Source organism: Bifidobacterium longum subsp. infantis ATCC 15697 = JCM 1222 = DSM 20088 (assembly GCF_000269965.1).
Taxonomy (GTDB): Bacteria; Actinomycetota; Actinomycetes; order Actinomycetales; family Bifidobacteriaceae; genus Bifidobacterium; species Bifidobacterium infantis.
Window position 1 is genome coordinate 2226403 of sequence record NC_017219.1, and the last position, 19741, is coordinate 2246143.

Here is a 19741-nt window from a genome sequence, read left to right on the forward strand (position 1 = left end):
CTGCTCTGTCATGCAGGGGCGGCGGGCTGGCAACCCGTATGCAGCGTTTCGGGCTTACAGCAGTCCGGCAGCGCGCATGCCCTCTTCAGCCTTGTCAAGCTGAGTGGCGTCGGGACCGATGTTCGGCAGACGCATGGTGGTGGAGGGGATAACACCCTTGACCTTGAGCGCAGCCTTGGCCATGACGGCCTGATAACCGTCGCCATTCAACGCGTGGACAAGGGGGGCGAGCTGGTTGGCGAGGCGACGGGCGGTGGTGATATCGCCGCGATCGAATGCCTGGACAAGCTGCTGCATGGGGTTGGAGGCGACGTGGGCAATCACCGAAATGATGCCGACGGCACCGATGGAGAGGAACGGCAGGAACAGGCCGTCATCGCCGGAATACCAGGCGAGGCCGGTGCGCTGCTGCTTCTCCACTGCGGCTGCAAGATCGCCGGTGGCGTCCTTGACAGCCTTGACGTGTTCAAGTCCGGCCAGTCGGTCGTAGGTTTCGACCTTGACCTTCAAGCCGGTACGGCCGGGAACATCGTAGACGATGATCGGCTTTTCGGCGGATTCGTCGACGGCCTTGTAGTGGCCGACGATACCGTCCTGCGAGGGGCGGGAATAGTAAGGCATGACGACGAGCACCGCGTCGGCGCCCGCTTCCTGAGTCTGTTCGACCATACGCACGGTGTGTGCGGTGTCGTTGGAGCCGGCGCCGGAAATCACCGGAACGTCGACGACCTCCTTGACGGCCCTGACCAGCTCGACCTTCTCATCCATATGGGTGACGGGCGATTCACCGGTGGTGCCATTGACCACCAGACCATCCGCGCCATCGGCGACGAGGTATTTGGCGAGCTTCTGCGCGGCGGCGAAATCGACGCTGCCGTCGGATTTCATCGGGGTGACCATAGCCGGCAGAATGCGGCCGAAAGGTGCTGGCTCAAGAAGGTGCATGTCATGCTCGCTCATAGTGTTCACCGTACTTCCCATTGTGGACTCTTAATATATTACGTACCTTGATTGTTGCTGCATGCGTGGCATTATGACCGGAACCGGCGGCAATGCCGTGATGCGCGTCCCGGCGCGCTTCCCTGCCCGAATTGCGGGGTCGACTGCGGGTCGATTACAGGTCGAGGAAGTGGTCGAGGCCGATGGTCAGGCCGGCCGGAGCGTCGCCGGCGAGCTTGCGCACGGCAAGCAGGACGCCGGGCATGAAGCTGGTGCGATCGAAGCTGTCGGCCCGAATGGTCAGCTGCTCGCCGGCGTTGCCGAAGAGCACTTCCTCGTGGGCGTTGAGGCCGCGCAGACGCACGGCGTGCACGTGGATGCCGTCGACCACCTGGCCGCGTGAGCCGCCATCGGTCTCGGTGGCGTCCGGCACGGGGGCGAGTCCTGCGGCCTTGCGTGCTTCGGCGATGCCGTGGGCGGTGTGGATGGCGGTGCCGGAGGGGGCGTCCACCTTGGTGGGGTGGTGCAGTTCGATGACTTCGGCGGATTCGAAGTATCTCGCGGCCTTGGTGGCAAAGTAGTCGGCCAGCACGGCGGAGATCGCGAAATTAGGTGCGATGAAGACCTTCTGGGTTTCGGGCTTCGGGCCGTTGGCGATGGCGGATTTGACCTGGGTGAGTTTCTCGTCGGTCCAGCCGGTGGTGCCGACCACCACGTCCACGCCTTGGCCGATCAGGGTCAGCACGTTGTTCAGGCTGACGGACGGCACGGTGAATTCGACGACCACATCGGTGTTGTCGGTGGTGACCTGGGTCAGGTCGTCGTCGGCATCCAATGCGAGCGCCAGCTGCGTATCCTCGGCCTTGTTCACCGCTTCGACCACGTGCGAGCCCATGCGGCCCTTTGCTCCGACCACCGAAACCTTGATCATGTCTTCTTCCCTGTCTACCCGTACCTGCCCGGCAATGTACCCGGGACGTTTTCCAATCGGCAATCAGCCTATCACCGCCAAGCCCTCACGCCAATATCCCGTCCACAGAATCAAGCTCCCTCTGACGAGCCGAACCGTGAAGAAAACGCCGGAGGCGTTTTTAGGTGAGGGCGAACGACAGTGAGCAATAATTCAGTTGGCTGAAAGCCATCATTTAATTGCGTTCGAGCTGGCCGTGAAGCGGACTGAGGGAGAGACCCCGGCGAAGCCGCCAACCATCCATCGGGCGTAGCCCGATCCCGTTTCACCCACGCCGCTTGGCCAAGGCCCATCCGGCCAACGCCAATGGCACGGACGCCAGCGTGAAGATGAATGGCAGCATCATGCCCACATGAGGGTTGGAGGCGTCAAGCACAATACCGGCCACGGACGAGCCAATCGAGGTGCCGACCGTGCCTGCGGTGGTTACCCAGCTCAGTCCTTCGGTCAGGGATTCCGCCGGCACCAGATCCTTGACGATGAGGTTGCCGGTGGCGAACGTCGGCGAGACGGTCAGGCCGGAGAGAATTTCGAAGACGCCCAGCAGGATGAGATTGTCCATTGACAGCCGGAAGAACACGTAGCCGACGGTCAACAGCGACAGGAACATCACCATATGCGCCCAATGGGAGCCTTTGAGTTGGCGAGAGCCGAACACCAGCGCGCCGATGCACGAGCCGACCGCGAACATCGCCAATTGCAGACCGAGGAAGGGCTCAAGTCCCATGGATTTCATGGTGGCGGTGATGGACACGTCGAAGGACGTGAAGCTCATATTGAACACGATGAACACGGCGAGCAACGGCAGTACGCCGGTATAGAGCAATACGCTTTTGGGCTTGGCACCGCTGCGTTTGAGCTGGCGCAGGGTCAGCTGGTCGGCATCTTCGCTTGCAGCGGGGCTGCCGTCATCGTGAGCGGCCACGGTGACCTGTTCCACGATGACCGGCGGCTGGGTGGATTTCAGCGAGAAGAATATGGTGCCGCCGATGCCGCATGCCACGGTGGGCACGAACAGTTGGGATACCGGATGCACGGAGGTGGCCAGCCAAGCCGCCAGAATCGGCCCTAGAATAAAGACGATCTCGTCAATGGCGGCTTCCATGGCGTAGGCCGTGTTGAGCAGCTGTTCGCCATCTTCCACACCGCGCAACGCATAGGACCAGCGGGTTCGGACCAATGCACCGAATGAGAACTGCGTCAGACCCATGATGATGGCCAGGGCGAACAGCAGCGGAATCGGCACGCGCACCAACGCCGCGAAGGCGAAGGCGAGCATGGCCACGATCTGCACGGCGAGCGCAAGCCGGCCCACGCGGGCTTGGCCGAAACGGTCGAAGGCGCGGGCGTAGAACGGGGTGACGCAGCTCATGGCCAGCACGTAGGCGGCGCTCATGGTGCCGGCGATGGTCCAATTGTCGTAGAGATGGTTGAGCGCCAGAACGATGCCGAGACTCATCATGGAGATCGGCAATCGTGCCACCGCGCCGGACAGGCAGAACGCCTTGGCTCCGGGCAGCATGAACAGGCGCTGGTAGGGCGAGTGGGCAGCGGACGACTTCGAAACCGCGCGAGTCGTGGACACAATAACTCCTTACTGGTGCGTTGTCCGGCACGTGCGCCCGCCCACACGTGCCATCCGAGGGTAGCGGTTCCCGAGCAACGTCACGCGGTGCGTTTCAACCGCGGACCGGTACATGGCCAGTCGTCTTCATCATCGGAGATGCCTTGCGATGCATAAGGTCTCTCCGCCGGTGAAGGCCGTCCGATGGTGCACAGGTCATGAGCCTTTGGGCTCAGTCGTTGTCAGATTGTTCGGGAATGCCGGAGCTCAACTCGGTAAGGATTTCCTGTTTGGTTTTCGCACGGGCGTGAAGCTCGCGCAAGCCCTCGTCGGGCTCACTGACATAGTAGAGAGTGGCGTCGATACTGTCCAATTCCACACCTTCGACCGCTGCCAGCAGCAGTCGGTACATGTCGAGCTGGGCGAGTTTGCGGGTGATGTCGTCTGGCTTGGTGGGCCGACGACCGGTTTTCCAGTCGACCACGGTAAAGCGTACGGTGGTGCTGGACGGGTCAAGTCCACCGATGAATACCGCATCGAGTTTGCCATTGACCAGGCCCACGCCCGGCACGTCCACGACGATGGCACGCTCCGTCCACGCCGGGATGCGCTTGGCCCACGATGATTCGGCCAGTCTGCGCTGCCACGCCACCAGCTTGGACTCGGTGGCATTGTCGCTACTTATGGATGCGGCGGATACGGCGGATGCGGCGGATGCGGATTGTTGAGCCGTGGACTGTGGGACAGCGGGCTGCCGTGTGGATGGCTTGCGACATTGCCGCTCCCGTTCGGCCAAATCGGCCAACATGGCTTCCCGGGAAACGAATACCGCATCCTGACCTGTATGCGGCATACTTGATTCGGCTTCATATGCCAGTACCGCTTCATCCGGTTTACCGGCATTGATGAATTGCTCGGCCCACGCATGGAACTGCGTGCCGGCTTCGGCCGCCGGAGACGATATTCGTGGAATCGGACGGATAATGCTACGCCAGTAGAGGCGCTCCTCCCGTTCGCTCATGCCACCTACGCGGGCTTGCAGGCTTGTCACGTTCTGGCGTCCGGCGGCCAGAATGCGTTGCGCCTTGGCTTTGACTGCCTCATCAAGCGACTGGCCGCTGGCGGCATCGGCCATCAAATCGGCGTCGTCCACCAGCAATTGCGCCCGTTGCAGCAGTGGGCCGGCGTCTTGGCGCTGCTCAAGTGACGAGGAATCTGCGGCGATGACATCGATGCCACGTGACAACTGTTCATGCACCGCGTCGCTGAGGGTAGCCGGCCACGGCAATTCGACAGCGGCATCCGTCTGCGTAATCGGCGTTTGCCACGCCTCCCCCACCACGGCGTCACCGTATGCCGCGGCATGCTCTCCGATAAAGAACCCTTCGGGAGGGGCAATCGCTTCGCCTTGCGCCGAGATCAGCATGGGCTTCCCGGCATTGGCGGCTTGCAGCCGTCCCACACAGTCCTGAGCCGATATCGCATGTTCACGGGCTTGGAGCGCGTCATGCACTTCAAGCCAGAAATTGGATGGCTGAGCGGCGCGAGAGCCTTTGGGCACCACTGACGGGTCCCGCCCGGATTCGCCCGTATAGGCGCAATAGGTCATCAGGGCATCTTCCCGCGCACGGGTAAGCGCCACATACATCAATCGACGTTCGTCGGCATGCAGCCGGCGCCCATATTCCTCCGCCTGCGTCAAATACCAGCCGGATGCATCCACTTCTTCCACGCCATCGCCGAATTCGCGCATGGAGCCGAACACTTCATCATCGATAAGCTCCACATCATCCAAAGCCGCCAACGATGCGATGGGGTCGGCTTCCACATCGGCATCATGGGGGAATCGCGGCAAAATGCCGGCATCGGCGCGTATAGGCACGGGCACGGCGGTGGGGTTGGTGAGCCAGGAGTCGGCGGTCTCATGATATTCGGGTGCGGTCCAGTGACCTTGCTCGGTGCCTCCCGTATGGTGTTCGTCCAGCACGATCTTGAGATGGTCGCCCTGATTGCTGGGGAATCCGCCGGCGGTAAGCCCCACTACCGCAACGGCATCCCATTCCAACCCTTTGGACTGGTGTACGGTCATCAGTTCCACATCCACCGGAGCGTCGGGGAGACTGGCGGCTTCATCCTCCACCGAAGCCAGATGATCCACCCATGTGATGAACCCATGCAATGAGGGAGTTTGCTCAGCGGCAATCTCTTGCGTGTACGTATCCACCAAATCCACAATCGCATCCATAGGCATATGCGCCAAAGCGGGATTGGCGCGGTGCTGCGGATTATGCAGCACACCGGCCAATACGGTGTCGATGTCAAGATCCAACGCTTCTATGCCGGCGCGAATCACGTCGCCCAGTGGCCGCCCGACGGCATCATGCACCTGACTGAGCATCACCGCGGCCCGGGTTATGGCGTTGCGCCCGTGTGCGCTCAACCGTTCAAGCAGTTTTACCAGGTCGCCGCGTAGCAATACGTCTGGCAGGAATACCGCATTGGCCACCTGATCGCGGTACTCACGCACCACAGCCGCCCATTCATTCGCTGATGTATCCGGTTGGGCAAGGCCGGCCTGCACCAATGATTGGAAGCGTTGTTCCATGTTCTGTTCTTCAGCAAAACGGGCCAACATGGTCAAATCCGCTGCGGACATGGTGAATCGTGGCGTGGCCAGCAAACGCATCAGCGATCCCGTATCGGTGTGGTCGGCGGCCACGTGCAGCAACGCCATCAGATCGCGGATTTCCGGACGTTCCAACAGCGCGGAATAGCCGACCACGAATGTGGTCAATCCGGCCTGTTCCAATGCCGCCTGATATTCGGGCATATGTGATTTGGACCGAAACAGCACGGCGACCGGCGCTTTCTGTTCGCCCGGCATCTGTTCCTGTTGTTCGGCTGCGGAACGGTGCCGTGCGATGGCCGTCTTGCAGAAACGCACTACGGCGTCGATCTCCTGCCCGGCCGTGGCGAAGCCCAGTACTCCCAATGTTCCTTCGGGGGCATCAGGCATGGGGTCGAGCGATGAGACATCGACCTCACGCATCAATGAGCTGGAGGGACGCGACGGATTGGAGCGCAACGGCAGCGTGAGATTATTGGCGGCTTCGAGCACTATACGGCTGTTGCGCCTGGTGACGGACAACGGGAATGGCTTGTATCCGGCAGACAGGTGGAAATCTTGCTGGAACATACGGAATGCACCAGGGCTGGCACCACGCCATGCGTAAATCGACTGGAACGGATCACCCACCGCGTTGACGGCGGACCTCCGTGACGCATCCACATGGAACAGTGCTGCCAGCAGAGCGGCCTGCGTGGTGGAGGTGTCCTGATATTCGTCGAGCAGCACATGGCTGTACCTGCGGCGCGTGCGCTCTCCGATGGAGGGGAAGCGCTCGATAAGCTGATACGCGGCAATGGTGAAGTCGGAGAATTCGGCCATATTGCGTTCCCGCTTGGCTTGGGCATAGGCCTCCACCAGCTGGAGCAGAATATCGCGTTTGCGCGTGGTCTCCAGCAGCGCACCGCAATGATAGGTGCAACGGGCGTGCAGATGTTCGGCACGGTCATCGAGCTTGGCTTGCCAGCTGGCGTCGGTATCTTTCTTCAGTCGTCTGATCTTGGGGATTTTCGGCTCGTCCTCGGGCATGGGTTCGTCTGCGACGGCTTGTTGCAATCGATTGATGAATGCCGAATCCCATTGCCGTACTCGATTGATCGCATCATCGAAGCTGGTGCAGCCGGCACCGATCATGGCACTGCCAATGGCATCCGACAACGCCAGAACACGGTTCGCCAAACTGGAGAAGGCGCCAAAATCCTCACTGAACGCCAGATCCATGTGACTGTCGATGACTTCGGTGGCCAGTTGAAGCGCTCCGGCTGCGCTCAATGGTTGCGTGTTCTGATCGAATCCGACAAGCAATCCATATTGGCGCACGATGGTCTGGAAGAAGGCGTCATACGTGAAAATGGCCGGCTTGAGGAATGCCCGATCAGACACCGTGGCGGTCGTAGAGCCCGCCATATCACCGGCCACTGCGGCGGAGACGCGTTCCAGCAGTTCGCCTGCGGCCTTGCGTGTGAAGGTCAGGCCAAGGATGCGTTCAGGTGCCACACCTCGATTGATAAGCGCGATGATGCGTTGGGTCATCGTAAAGGTTTTGCCGGAACCGGCACCGGCAACCACCAGTACGTCAGCATTGACTGGCGCATCGATGATGGCGGCCTGTTCCGCACTGGGAGTGAACGTGCTCATGCTTGCCTCGTTTCGAAAATCGTGTCGATCTGGCCTGCACAGGCAGGGCAGACGTTCTTCATACGGCAGAATCCGATATGGGTGTCTTGCGGATGGGCCTCGATGATGGCCGACCTGCTGGCCGCCGCGGCATAGAATACGCGGGCGATCATGGTCAGCGACCATAACGTCTGCGTACCGGCGAGCGCGGCGAATTGCGCCCACGCTTCGGCACTCACACCTTCGGGAGGAGTAGCCGGATCTATGGCGGGTATGTCGAAGAAACGGTTGGGGTCTTTATACCAGTATCGTGGCGTGAACGGTTCGGCATTCAACGAACCATCAGTGAACAGCGGCGGCTGGAAGGCACCTTCCGGAGCATAGCTTCTGGCTGGTGCCGTATTCTGCCCGACATGGAACAGCGCGCTTTGGCTGATATGCGGCATTGCGGCAAGTGCCTTGGCACCGCGCGGCCCGTCTTCGGGGAATACGAGGCCAAGCTGATAGCATACGAGCTGCAAATCATTGAAAATCTGTTTGACCGTGGGCGTTCTGCCTGTTTTGTAGTCAATGAGGCGAATGCATTCGCCGCCGTCTGCGAGTACGCGGGTTTCCATACGGTCGATGCGCCCGGACAGTCTCACGGTCAGATGCTCGTCCATGCCTTCCGGCCATCCTCCGACCAGTGCTCCCATCAGACGGACCAGCGTGTTCCGATCAATCGGGTGCATGCCGGGCACGGCATTGTATGCGTCGAGTATGTCACGCACATCGAATCGTGCGGCAAACTCCCGTTCGCATTCGGCACCGGCCAATGCGCCAATGCTGAAGTTGCTGGAGTTCTTGCCAAGATACGTTTCCGGATCGGCGTCGCTGCGCACAAAGTAATCGGCGATGTTGCGCAGGGCATCCGCCGCGGACTCGTCCTTACGGGTGGCCTCATAGCGGTTCCGGGTGTCGGCTATGGCATTCGGATCAGGACGTTTGCTCTGATAGATGGCATTAAGCCGTGCCGTGACAGCCTCGATGCGGCGTTCCGTGCCGGCCGTGGAGTCCAAGCCCAGTGTGGCCAACGCCTGGGCATTGTGGGAAAGATGGTCCAGCCCTTCCTCGCTGCCTTGCTGCGCAACCGCATGGATGAGGGTTCCGAAACTGGTGGCCACGGAGCTGGGGCGAGGACCGGCGAACCGGTTCTCCAGCATCCAGCACACCGGGCACGCCCATAGGCTGTCGACCGCCGATGGAGACAGGGTGACCATGGGTGCGGCCTGCGCATCCGTCTTGCCCTTCCCTGTTTGGATACCGTCAGACTGTACACCGCCAGATGACGCGCTGTCGGATGAGGCACTGTCGGATGAGGCATCGCCAGATGACGCACCGCCAGATGATGTGCCATCCGATTGGGCCGGCGATTCCACGAACGCCCAGCTCTGCGGATTTGCGGCGCGCACACCATGCTCTGACAGGAGTGTCAACGCAACCGCGGCGTCCTTTGCGGCAGCCTGCTGCGGTTGGGCAGTGGCCAGAACCGCGCGGGCGGCGCTGACCAACCCACGTGGGTCGGCGTCCAATCCGGCCAGATCATATTCGGCGAATCCCGCATGTGCCCCTACTGTGGTGAAAGGCGCCTGTTGCCGGTTGCGCGGATAGTATTCCGGCAGATACCCGAAAAGAAAGTCCGATGGGCTCATGCTGTCGTTCCATACCGCGCTGATCATGATTCGCCGTGCACGGGTCAGCGCGACCAGGAAGCTCTTCTTCTCGCCCGACAGCACAGCCGCAAACCGCGGATCATGACCGGTTTTGTCGCTTTCTTCAAGCGCTCCCCTCAGCACGAGCTCGGCAAGGTCTTCACCACCGAACATGGTGTTGCGCCCGGCGAGGTTCGGCCACACGTCTTGCTGGACCACCGGTATCCACGCATATTCCCAGTGGCGTCCGGCCGCGCCTGCCGGCGTGGTCAATGTCACCGCGTCTTCCACCGGCCCTATTTGGGCCAAGGAATCGGCCTGCACTTCCATGCCCCGAACCTGTGCCATGAATGACGTGACGTCTCGGCTGGCGGTGGAATCATCGGCGAACTGGAACAGGCGCATTGCCGCGTCCAGCCGGTCATTGGCCGTACGCCCTTCTGCCGTGTTGAATAATGCCGCACGCTGCCAGACCGGTGCCAGACCGGTGGCGTTCCACGCAACAGACAGCGCATAGCGCGGCTGTACGCGCTGGCTTGCCGGCAGCCGCTCCAAGCCGGAAGCAACGCTGCCCACCAGATGCCACAGGTTCGCAAAAGCGCGGGCCTGAGAGTCGTTGCCGAGCACCGCGTGGATGGATGCGAGCGCAGCCTGCGCCGGCGCGGCGGCATCATCAACGGCAAGCATCACGTATAGCGCGTCAACGCCAAAGGCCAAGTCATTGTCGGAGGGCTCACCGAGTATTTCGACAGACACTGACGACGAAGTCACTGGCGACGAAACCGCTGACGTCGAAACCACTGACGAGGATGTGTCACGACCTGTTTCATGCCGTGTTTCACGGTATGTTTCACGCAATGTTTCCCATGCCGTCGTCAGAGAGGTCAGCATGGCATCATCCGTGGCGAGATGCGCCAGCGACTCCAACGACCCCATGGCCGATTCGATCGGCGCAAGCCTTGCGGGACGCCCCTGACCGGGTCTGGCCCCGGCACTCACCAACGGGCCGTCCATCAACGTGGCCACTCTAGTCCTTACATATGCCGCGCAGGAAGCCAACGTCATCTGACATTCCGCCATTCCCTCGGCACGCAATCGGGCAAGCTCCACAAGCGCGAACAACCCCTGCACGAAAGTCTCGTCCTTCAAAGGACGGGTAACCGACGAATACCGCACCGGCACACCATCTCGGCGCAGTCGTTCGCCGAACAGCCGCACGGCGGCATTGTCGTGGGCGATGACCGCCATGTCGTTCCACCGAATATGCCGGTCAAGATGCGCCCGCTTGATGCGCCAGACCACATCATCCAGCTCCTCACGTGAGGATCGGTACAGGCCGGCGGTCACTGTGCCGTCCGACTGATAATTCGCTGCATCGACTCCGCCCAGTATGGCGGTCAGCTTGCCGGGACGCTCGGCCGGAGGCAGCGGCTCGTCTTCCGGCGAGGGAATCGACAGCGAAATACGAGACGCGATCACATCAGCCATCGTCATGTGCGACTGATCAGCGCCGGTACTGCCGCCAACCAGCTGTTCTTCCTTGGCTTTCAGCCGCCCTTCCACGGCACGGCGCATCAGATATTCCGGATACGATCCACGGAAGGTCTGCACCGATTCATCCGAGTTGCCGACCAGCACCAACTTGACGCCGGCATTCCCCAACTCCTCCAAGAAGCGCATGCCGGCCAGCGTGGTGTCTTGAACATCATCCACAACCAGCAGCCGGGGCAAGCCCAACGCCTCCATACGCATAGGCCGGCCGGAATCATCCGCGTGATCGGCGGCGAATGCCTCATGCACCACACGAGCGCCTGCCACCAGCAAATACGAGGCATCCAAACGGTATTGCCCCGGATATGCCGCGCTTTGGGCTGCAATATATTCACGGCGCAACGCGAAAGCCAAACGCCATTGCACCGACAATCGCGCGTCCTCCGTCACGGCGTCCAAAAGACGTGGCTCTTCGTGAACGCCTACACCGAGCTCATCCAATCGGGCCAGCATATCGCGCAACTGGCTGATAAACGCATCTGAAATACCTCGAGTGAACCTATCCGCGCTGGTCGAGCCGCCTGCCGACGTCGGAGACGGTGAATCCGACCCTTGTTTCAAGAGGCTTGATTGTGCGGAAGCGGCCGAGCCGGGCATCTCGCCGGCACCGGCATCGCGTATGAGTTTCGCCCAGTCATCCTGGGCAAAGTAGATGCGTAGCAGATCACAGGTGCCGCAATCATCTCCCGCTACGGCATGGCGCAGATGCACGGCCATGACTTGACGCAGCAAAGCATCCTGTTCCGCACCGTTCAACAATCGAGGCGACGGCAATCCAGTTCCCTCGCGCGAAGCTGATATGGCCCGGAATGACACGGCACCCAGCGTGGTGACCGGCCTGGCCTGCACGGAAAACCCGAGCTCACGAATCACCCGATTGCCCAATGCGTCGGCGGCCACACGGCCGGATACGGCCATCACCACCTGCGCGCCACCGTAGCGGCGCAGCCCCGCCATCAACACCGATAAGGCGAATTCAGTTTTGCCGCTTCCAGGCGTGCCGACAATCAGCCTCGCCGCTCCATCACGGTCGATGCCGTCCAGCACTGTTCCAGGTTCAAGTCTCGTCATCATGGCTCCAGCCTAAACCCGACCGTCACAGAGGGAAAAATTTTACCGAACCCAACGAAGAATCGTACCCTTGACGGTATCCTGTAGAACGAATGCAGAGAGAGTGCATTTTCCAAGGAGGGAGGGAACAGATGGCCAATATTCCGATGAGGCCGCCGAAACTGCCCGGATATGATTTCGTCCAGATGTTGGGAAGCGGTGCCACCGCCACGGTGTACCTATATAACCAGCGTATGCCCGCACGCCCGGTGGCGGTAAAGGTCAGCGCCAAAACCCTTGACCCACGGGCCGCTGCCCTGTTCAACCGCGAGGCCAACTTCATGGCCAAACTGTCATCCCACCCGTACATTCTGCCGGTATATGATGCCGGCGTCACCTCCGATGGCCATGGCTACATCGTCATCGAATATGCGCCGGGCGGCACCTACAACAGCATCATGAAGGCCCGGTCCATGACCTGCGAGCAAGTACTCGACCTCGGCATCAAGCTGTCAAGCGCGCTGTTCACCGCGCATCGCAGCAATATCATCCATCACGACATCAAGCCCAGCAACATTCTCATCACCTCGAAGGGCTTGCCTGTTCTGGGTGATTTCGGTATCTCCACCGATGTGTATGACCGTACCGAAACCGGATTCTCGCCGCCGTGGGCACCGCCTGAAGTGCTTCAGCATCTGACCAATGGTTCGGAAGCCGCCGACATCTATTCACTGGCGGCCACCCTGTACGCCATGTTCGTCGGCTGCTCGCCATTCCAGCACGAATATCATCCGCGTTCGCAATCGGAACTGATTTCGCTGATCGTCAACCAGCCATTGCCTCGCCTCAACCGCCCCGATGTGCCGGCCGATGTGGAAGCGGTGCTGCGCCGGGCCCTGAACAAGGACCCCGACCAGCGGTACTACTCCGCGTTGGAGTTCGCACGTGCCATGCAGCGTGTGCAATTCGCATATTTCGGGCATGCCACTCCCGTTACCGTGGAAGGGATGCCGGCCTACCCCAAAGACATCGAGCGTCGGCGCCGGGCCACGGACCAGCGAGATCAGATCACCCATTCGTCACGGCGATGGGTCAAACCGGTGGGCATTACCGTCGGTATACTTGCGGCGATCACCGCGGCGGCACTGATATTCGCCTTCGTGGTCGTTCCCCGCATGGACAGCGCCACCGGATCAGATACCAAACAGGTGGCGACGCCCGGCACCAAGGACGATGACAACAACCGCAATAATCAGGATGACGTGATCACCGATACCGCGAACGCCCAGATTCCTTCCCCGGAGAATCTGAACGGCACCTATGCGGCGGATGGGTCATCCGTGACGTTCACCTGGACGAATCCAGACCCGCAAAGCGGTGATACCTATGCGTGGGCCATAGTGCAGGGCAGCAATACCGACCAGAGCGCGCAAACCGTCACAACGTCAGATCCCACGGTGACCGTCAACGCGCAGGAAGGCTCGCAGACCTGCATTCAGGTGTCCATTGTGCGCAAGAACCGCCAGATGTCCGTCAGCCCCGCCATCGCCTGTGCGGCCAAGCCGCAAGAGTGATCCGCTCGCCACTGCCGGGCATGCCACCTTGGCATTGCGTATCGCATCAGGCAGCGCCCGGCAGTGGCGAATTCACCAAATGGGCAACAGGAACGGCAGGTATCGGAACCGTAAAGCGTTGTCATTACACCAGCAACCAGAGAAACCAGGGTTCAGGGAGTTCAGATGGCCACATCATCCCAGTCATACGGTCGTCGTCGACGCATCAGCGCGGCTTTGCGCCGCCTTATGCCCTCCGGAGGGCATACGTGGACGGTTCCCGCAATCACGCTCCTGCTGCTTCTGGGACTTGTTGCCAGCGCGGTGATCATGAGCACCGTCACACGCCGCCATGTGCAACTGGACGATGGCACCGTATGGGTCACTTCGCTGAAGAACCAGAAGGCCGCACGATTCAACGTAAAGAACAAGGAGGCCGACGCCGGCATCTCCTCCTCCGCCCCACGATTCGACATCGCACAGCATAATGGCGACACCATCCTGACCGAAACGAACAGAGCCTCCACCATCAAGGCATCCACGGTCAGCACCGGTGTCAAGACCGACATCAAAGCCAACACCACCACTGTGGTCGGCGGGGATACCGTAGCCCTGATCAACGAGAAGACCGGCAATGTGTGGACCGGCTTGTCGGAAAACCTTGATTCCGTGACTCCCACCACTTCCGATCCGAAAATGAAGCTGGGCGAGGGCGGGCGCATCGTAGTAACCCACGATGGCAAGATCTACGGCTACCGTCCATCCGACGGTATGGTGCTGCGTCTTGACAATCCCAGCAGCGCCAAGGCCAGAACCCTCGAATCGCTGACCGACGGCAAGCAGCAGACCGTTGAAAGCTTTACCGTCATCGGGAGCACGCCGGTAATCGCAACCGGCAAAACCGTCATATTCAAGGGCGGCCGCGTCGATGTCGACACGACCGGCACCCTCACCCTTCAGGAGCCTCCCACCGATGACGTACAGTCCGATTGGGTGGCCGCGGCATCACCGAGAGGCCTTGCGCTTATCCCGTTGAAATCCAATGCCAAGGCGAATTTCATAGCCAACGGGGGGCAAGGCGAATCCGGCACGACCGGTATCGTCCAAGGGCTGCGTGTACTCGGCTTGGAGCCAGAAGGCCAGCAACTACATTCGCGCCTGCTCCCCCACGGATACCAGCGTCAAGCCGCAAACCCTCGAATCCGTCAATGCCACTTCCGAATTGGTGTTCCGCACCAACCATCGCCTTGTGGTGCTCAACGACACGGTTAACGGCAATGTGTGGAACCCTGAGGATTCCACCACAGTCATCAAAATACAGTGGAACAAAATACAGACCGAGCAGACCGGGAAAGAACAGCAGAACAACGACTCAGCCAACAACCACCACGACTTCTCCAAGACCTGTTCCGCGCAATCCGGCCAAATCAAAGCCGAGGATGATGAAATCGGCGCGCGAGCCGGTTCGGAACAGATTCTCGACGTGCTGCGCAATGACGAGCAGACCGATTGTTCCGTACTGAAAATCACCAAGGTTGGCGCACCAAACGACAAAGACGTCACCATTTCGCCGATTTACGATGGCCGGTATCTGCAACTCGATGCCTCCGCCGCATCCGCAGGCACCGTTACCTTTACTTACGATATTTCCGATGGCCGCGGCCAGACCTCTTCCGCCACGGTGACCGTAACCCTGAATGATGGCGGCAACCACGCTCCCGTACAGTTCGACACTCCTCCCGAGATCGATGTGGAGCAGGGAGCCAGTTATACCGCCAATGCGCTGAGCAGCTTCAACGATCCGGATGGAGACCCGCTCACTCTGGTCTCCGCTGTGGCCCAGAACACCGACCAGGTGCAGGTGTCCACCCGAGCCGACGGCCAACTTACGTTCAACACAGGTGCGCTGGCGTCGGGACGTGTGGGCGTCGAGGTCACCGTCTCCGACGGCACAGCGACCGGCACCGGCATGGTGTATTTCTCGGTCAAGCCCGCGAACACCTTGGCCGCGGTCATCGACCCGGTAGCGAAAACCACCGTTCCCAACACGGATACCGTCGTCAAGCTGTCCTCTTACGTGCATGGCACTTCCTTGCAGCCGGCACAACTGACTCAGGTGGATACGCCCAACGGCGCTTCGACGACCACCAATGCGGCGGATATGTCGTTGACGTTCAAGGCCACCAATCCCGGCACCTACTATGTGCCCTACACCATTACTCAAGGCTCGATTCCGGCCACCGGATTGGCTCGCGTCGAGGTGCAGCCCGCCACCGGCGAGGCCGCCAAACCGGTCGCCGCCAACGATGTCGCCCTGCTTGGCGCGGATAATACCGCCATTGTGGAGCCGCTCACCAATGACGTCGATCCGATGGGCGGCGTGCTATCCGTCACCACGGTGAGCGCACCGGCCGACTCCGGCATCAAGGTTGGTCTCGTCAGCCATAAGCGCGTGTATATCACCGCGCGTCAGGTGCCCACGAAACCCGTCGCCCTTACCTACACCGTGGCCAACGCCTCCGGAACCGCCAAGGGCACCATCGTGTTGCAGCCACCGGCTCTGACCACCTCGAATTCAGTGCCCAAGGCCAGCAATATCAATGCCCAGGTGCGTACCGGCGGCATCGTGTCCGTGGATGTGCTTGACCATGTGTCCTACTCGGATGGCACCACGGTCAAACTCAAGAACAACCTGCAATACGACAAGGAGACGTTCAAGGGCCTGGCTTTCGTCTCTGGAGACACGGTCCGCTACCAAGCATCCAGCGAGACCGGCAACTTCCCCATCACCTATACGGTTGAAGACAATCTGGGCAATGTGGCTTCCGCCAATATCACCATTACCGTGCATAAGAGCGACGCAGCGAGCAAGGCCGTGCCAACCCCGCATGACGCCGAAGCGCAGGTTGCCGCCGGGCAGAAGGTCCGCGTCCCCATCATGCTGACCGGCATAGACACGGATGGCGACGACGATCAGCTGTTGGGTCTGGGCAACAAGGCACCCACGCTGGGCCGCATATCCGAAGTCGGTTCCGACTACTTGGTCTATGAAGCGTATCCGGATTCGTCCGGCACCGACACCTTCTCCTATGCCGTGGAGGATTGGACCGGTCAGCGCGCACAGGCGCAGATCCGCGTGGGTGTATTCCAAGGATCGTCCGACTCCGGCGTATACGCCAGGGATGACGAAATCACGTTGAGGCCCAATACAGCCGCAACCGTGCCGGTCGCGCAGAACGACATCTCCGGCGACAACACCAATCTGACCGTCGACAAGCATGTCGAGGTCCAAGGTCTCGACGGGGTGAGCGTGAAAGACAATATGATCTCCTTCACCACGCCCGGCAGCGCCACCACCGCCTATATCGCCTACACGGTCAAAGACAAGGCCGGCTTGTCCGATACGGCCACCCTCACGGTAAACGTGGATCCGAATGCCGCCATCGAGCCGCCTACCGCCTACGACTATCGTGTGCCGTCCGCCGCCACCATCGATAAGAAGTCCGTGGATGTGGATGTTTCCCAGTGGATCGCCAATCCTTCCGGCACAGCCAATGAGCTCAAGGTCGGCGTGCATCCCTCCGCCAGCGCTCACGCTCACGTCAAGGGCGGCGAGCATTCGACCACCATCACCGTCGACCTGACGTCACAGGCGCGAGCCGTGCCTTACACGGTGACCAATACGAAATACAACATCACCTCCACCGCGTTCATCCAGGTACCGGCCTATGGTGTCTTTCCGCCCACGTTGCGTCCCAAGGCACCGGAATTGAAGGTCAATTCGCGCGAAACCATTGAAATCAACATCAATGACTATGTTCGCGTCGGCGCCGGCAAGGAACCGTATATCGAAAGCGCTGATTCCATCAGCGCCACCAAGGCTTCCAACTCCGATTTCTACGTGAACGACAAGACCCTGAAGTTCACTGCTGCAAAAGACTACGCAGGCCCCGCCTCCATTACCTTTACCGCTGTGGATGGCAAGCAGGGATCGGATAAGACCAAGATCATCAATTCCGCAGTGATCACTCTCCAGATCACGGTGATAGGCCGCGATGTGCCGCCGCCCACGTTCTCGTCCTCCACTATTGATGTCGAGGCGGGCGCGGCCCCCAAGACCGTTGATCTGACGGCGCTCACCCATGCACCGTCCGGCGTGTATGACGACGAGAAGCAATACACGTATTCCGGCGGAAGCTCATCGTCCGGGCGAATCACCGCTAACCTGTCCCGTTCCGGCAGCTTGCAGGTTTCCGCCACCAAGGATGCCGCTCCTGGCACCACCGCGTCCATTCCCGTGCAAATCGCATACGGCGCGGGCACCGTGAATGCCGGTGTGACCGTGCGCGTAGTGTCTTCCACCCGTCCGCTGGCACGCGTCGGCGACAAGACGCTGAAGATCAAGGCCGGTGCCAGCGATGCCGTGAACGCGCTTACCGGCGCGTACAATCCGTTCCCCGATTCCTCGCTGACCGTCATCAGCTGCAAGGCGGATGACGCCGCCAAACTCACTATCGCCGGATGCGATGCCTCCGGAAACGTCACCATCGCCGTCGCATCCGATCCGGGTGCTTCCACGAATACCGTGCTCGTCACCGTGCAAGACGGCACCAAGTCCAAGGATCGTGAAGTCACCGCATCGATTACCGTGTCCGTGATCGACAAGCCCGAGCCGCCACTGCTCTCCCCCGTAGCCGGGGAACCGCAGAACAGCGCGGTCAGCCTCACATGGACGCCCGGTGCCGCCAATGGCAGCCCGATCACCAACTACAAGGTCAGTTGGACCGGCGCCGCCACCGGAGAGAAGGATTGCGGTGCCGTCACCTCATGCCAGGTCACTGGTCTGAAGAACGGCAAAACCTATTCCTTCACCGTCGCCGCGCGAAATGACGTCGGCTGGTCCAAGCCGTCCACCGCCGTCGAAGCCACACCGGACAAGGTGCCGTCCGCTCCCACCGATGTTACGGTCACGGGTGGCAATAAAACCGCCAAGGTGACATGGAAGGCACCGAGCGGTGATTTCAGCGCCGTCGACAACTATTCGGTGACCGTCACCGGTGCAGGTGCTCCGCAGACCAAAGAAACCGGCAATACGGCCACCGAGCTGTCGTTTACGTTCAACAACAACGACATTTCCGATGGCACCGCCATCACGGCGACCGTCAAAGCCCATAACAAAATCAATTGGAGTGCCGAGTCCGCCGCATCGCCGTCAGAGAAGATCTGGGGAGACCCGGATGCGCCGAACATTGCGTTGTCGAACAACGACACCACAGTAACGGCGAAAGTCACTCTCGGCAACAACCGCAATGCCGGCTGCCGGAAGATATCCTTTGGTGGCGACGCTGGCGGCGAAGCCTCTTGCGAGTCACCGAGCTCCCGGTCGTTCTCCATCGATGAGTCGTTGCTCAACACCACAACAATCACCGTAACGGCCACCGTGGTGCCGCAGCGCGATGCTTCCGCCGGCACGGGCGAGAGCAGCTTTGTCCCGCAGTACAAGGTCCAGCCGCCCACTGACGTCTACACCACCGGATCCGGCAGTACATGCACCGTGCATTGGACCAAGCATGGGCATGCGCAGTCCTACAGCGTGACTGCCGATGGCATCGATTCCGGTACAGCTACTAACCGGAACTCACTCGACTTCCGAATGAGTCCTTGGGCCAGATGCAACACCGCATCGGTGCAACAGGTGTTCAACGGCGCTACCAGCGATGCCGCCACCGGAGGCCCGCGCAATGGCGCTCCCTACACCTATGAGAAGAAGGCTGTAATCAACAAACCGCAGGGGCTGCGCTGGTCAGACAACGCTCACGTCATTAACGTCACCGGCGGTTCGGTTGATGTCTATGGCAAGCCGGCCACTGTACAAATCATCATCAATGGTCAACCGTTCACGTGGAACTCCGGCCAGCCATTGGACGTCACCGACCTGGCCGTGGCCGCCGATGGCAACTACGCGTGGAGCGTCAAAGTCACCGGCGGGCCGGGATACTCCGGTCTCGACAACACTGCGGACGGAGACAGCGTCGCGGGCACACGCCCCTCTGGCTCCTCGGAGGGGACCGAATCGCTCAAATCCGGTACCGATGTCATCACTTTGGCCAAGAACCCCTGGATTCTTGGTTTCGGTAATACCCCAATATCGTCAACCACCATTCACAAGCAGTAGGAGAA

General features: G+C 60.6%; 6 protein-coding genes and 1 pseudogene. 2 read left to right on the plus strand and 5 right to left on the minus strand.

Annotated elements, in window-relative coordinates:
* Positions 1 to 54 precede the first annotated feature (54 nt).
* The 5 genes from dapA to BLIJ_RS10580 all read right to left on the minus strand — a co-directional run bounded on the left by dapA (position 55) and on the right by BLIJ_RS10580 (position 12029).
* Positions 55 to 960, minus strand: coding sequence for a 4-hydroxy-tetrahydrodipicolinate synthase (dapA, locus tag BLIJ_RS10560; protein ID WP_012578306.1), 906 nt, complete (start codon positions 958 to 960; stop codon positions 55 to 57).
* A 154-nt stretch (positions 961 to 1114) separates the two neighbouring features.
* Positions 1115 to 1870 (minus strand): 4-hydroxy-tetrahydrodipicolinate reductase, encoded by a 756-nt coding sequence (gene dapB, locus BLIJ_RS10565; protein ID WP_012578307.1) that lies wholly within the window; start codon positions 1868 to 1870, stop codon positions 1115 to 1117.
* A 304-nt stretch (positions 1871 to 2174) separates the two neighbouring features.
* Positions 2175 to 3494 (minus strand): MFS transporter, encoded by a 1320-nt coding sequence (locus BLIJ_RS10570; protein ID WP_012578308.1) that lies wholly within the window; start codon positions 3492 to 3494, stop codon positions 2175 to 2177.
* Positions 3495 to 3705: 211 nt separating this feature from the next.
* On the minus strand, positions 3706 to 7737 hold the full coding sequence (locus BLIJ_RS10575) for an ATP-dependent DNA helicase (RefSeq protein WP_012578309.1): 4032 nt from the start codon (positions 7735 to 7737) through the stop codon (positions 3706 to 3708).
* Positions 7734 to 12029 carry a PD-(D/E)XK nuclease family protein gene (locus tag BLIJ_RS10580; RefSeq protein WP_012578310.1) on the minus strand — a complete coding sequence of 1432 codons (4296 nt, stop codon included), beginning with the start codon at positions 12027 to 12029 and terminating at the stop codon, positions 7734 to 7736. Before BLIJ_RS10580 ends, BLIJ_RS10575 begins: the two co-directional genes overlap by 4 nt.
* Positions 12030 to 12160: 131 nt before the next feature.
* Between BLIJ_RS10580 and BLIJ_RS10585 the strand changes: the two genes are divergently transcribed.
* Both BLIJ_RS10585 and BLIJ_RS10590 read left to right on the plus strand, forming a co-directional pair.
* Complete coding sequence (locus tag BLIJ_RS10585) at positions 12161 to 13582, plus strand: serine/threonine-protein kinase (RefSeq protein ID WP_012578311.1); 1422 nt, start codon at positions 12161 to 12163, stop codon at positions 13580 to 13582.
* 165 nt (positions 13583 to 13747) lie between these two features.
* Positions 13748 to 19736, plus strand: a pseudogene (locus BLIJ_RS10590) (Ig-like domain-containing protein).
* Positions 19737 to 19741 lie beyond the last annotated feature (5 nt).

What these genes read in the sequence shown, in the direction of transcription:
- BLIJ_RS10575 (WP_012578309.1), bottom strand. Translation starts at nt 7,737, where the DNA reads ATGAGCACGTTCACTCCCAGTGCGGAACAGGCCGCCATCATCGATGCG.
- dapB (WP_012578307.1), bottom strand. Translation starts at nt 1,870, where the DNA reads ATGATCAAGGTTTCGGTGGTCGGAGCAAAGGGCCGCATGGGCTCGCAC.
- BLIJ_RS10585 (WP_012578311.1), top strand. Translation starts at nt 12,161, where the DNA reads ATGGCCAATATTCCGATGAGGCCGCCGAAACTGCCCGGATATGATTTC.
- BLIJ_RS10580 (WP_012578310.1), bottom strand. Translation starts at nt 12,029, where the DNA reads ATGACGAGACTTGAACCTGGAACAGTGCTGGACGGCATCGACCGTGAT.
- dapA (WP_012578306.1), bottom strand. Translation starts at nt 960, where the DNA reads ATGAGCGAGCATGACATGCACCTTCTTGAGCCAGCACCTTTCGGCCGC.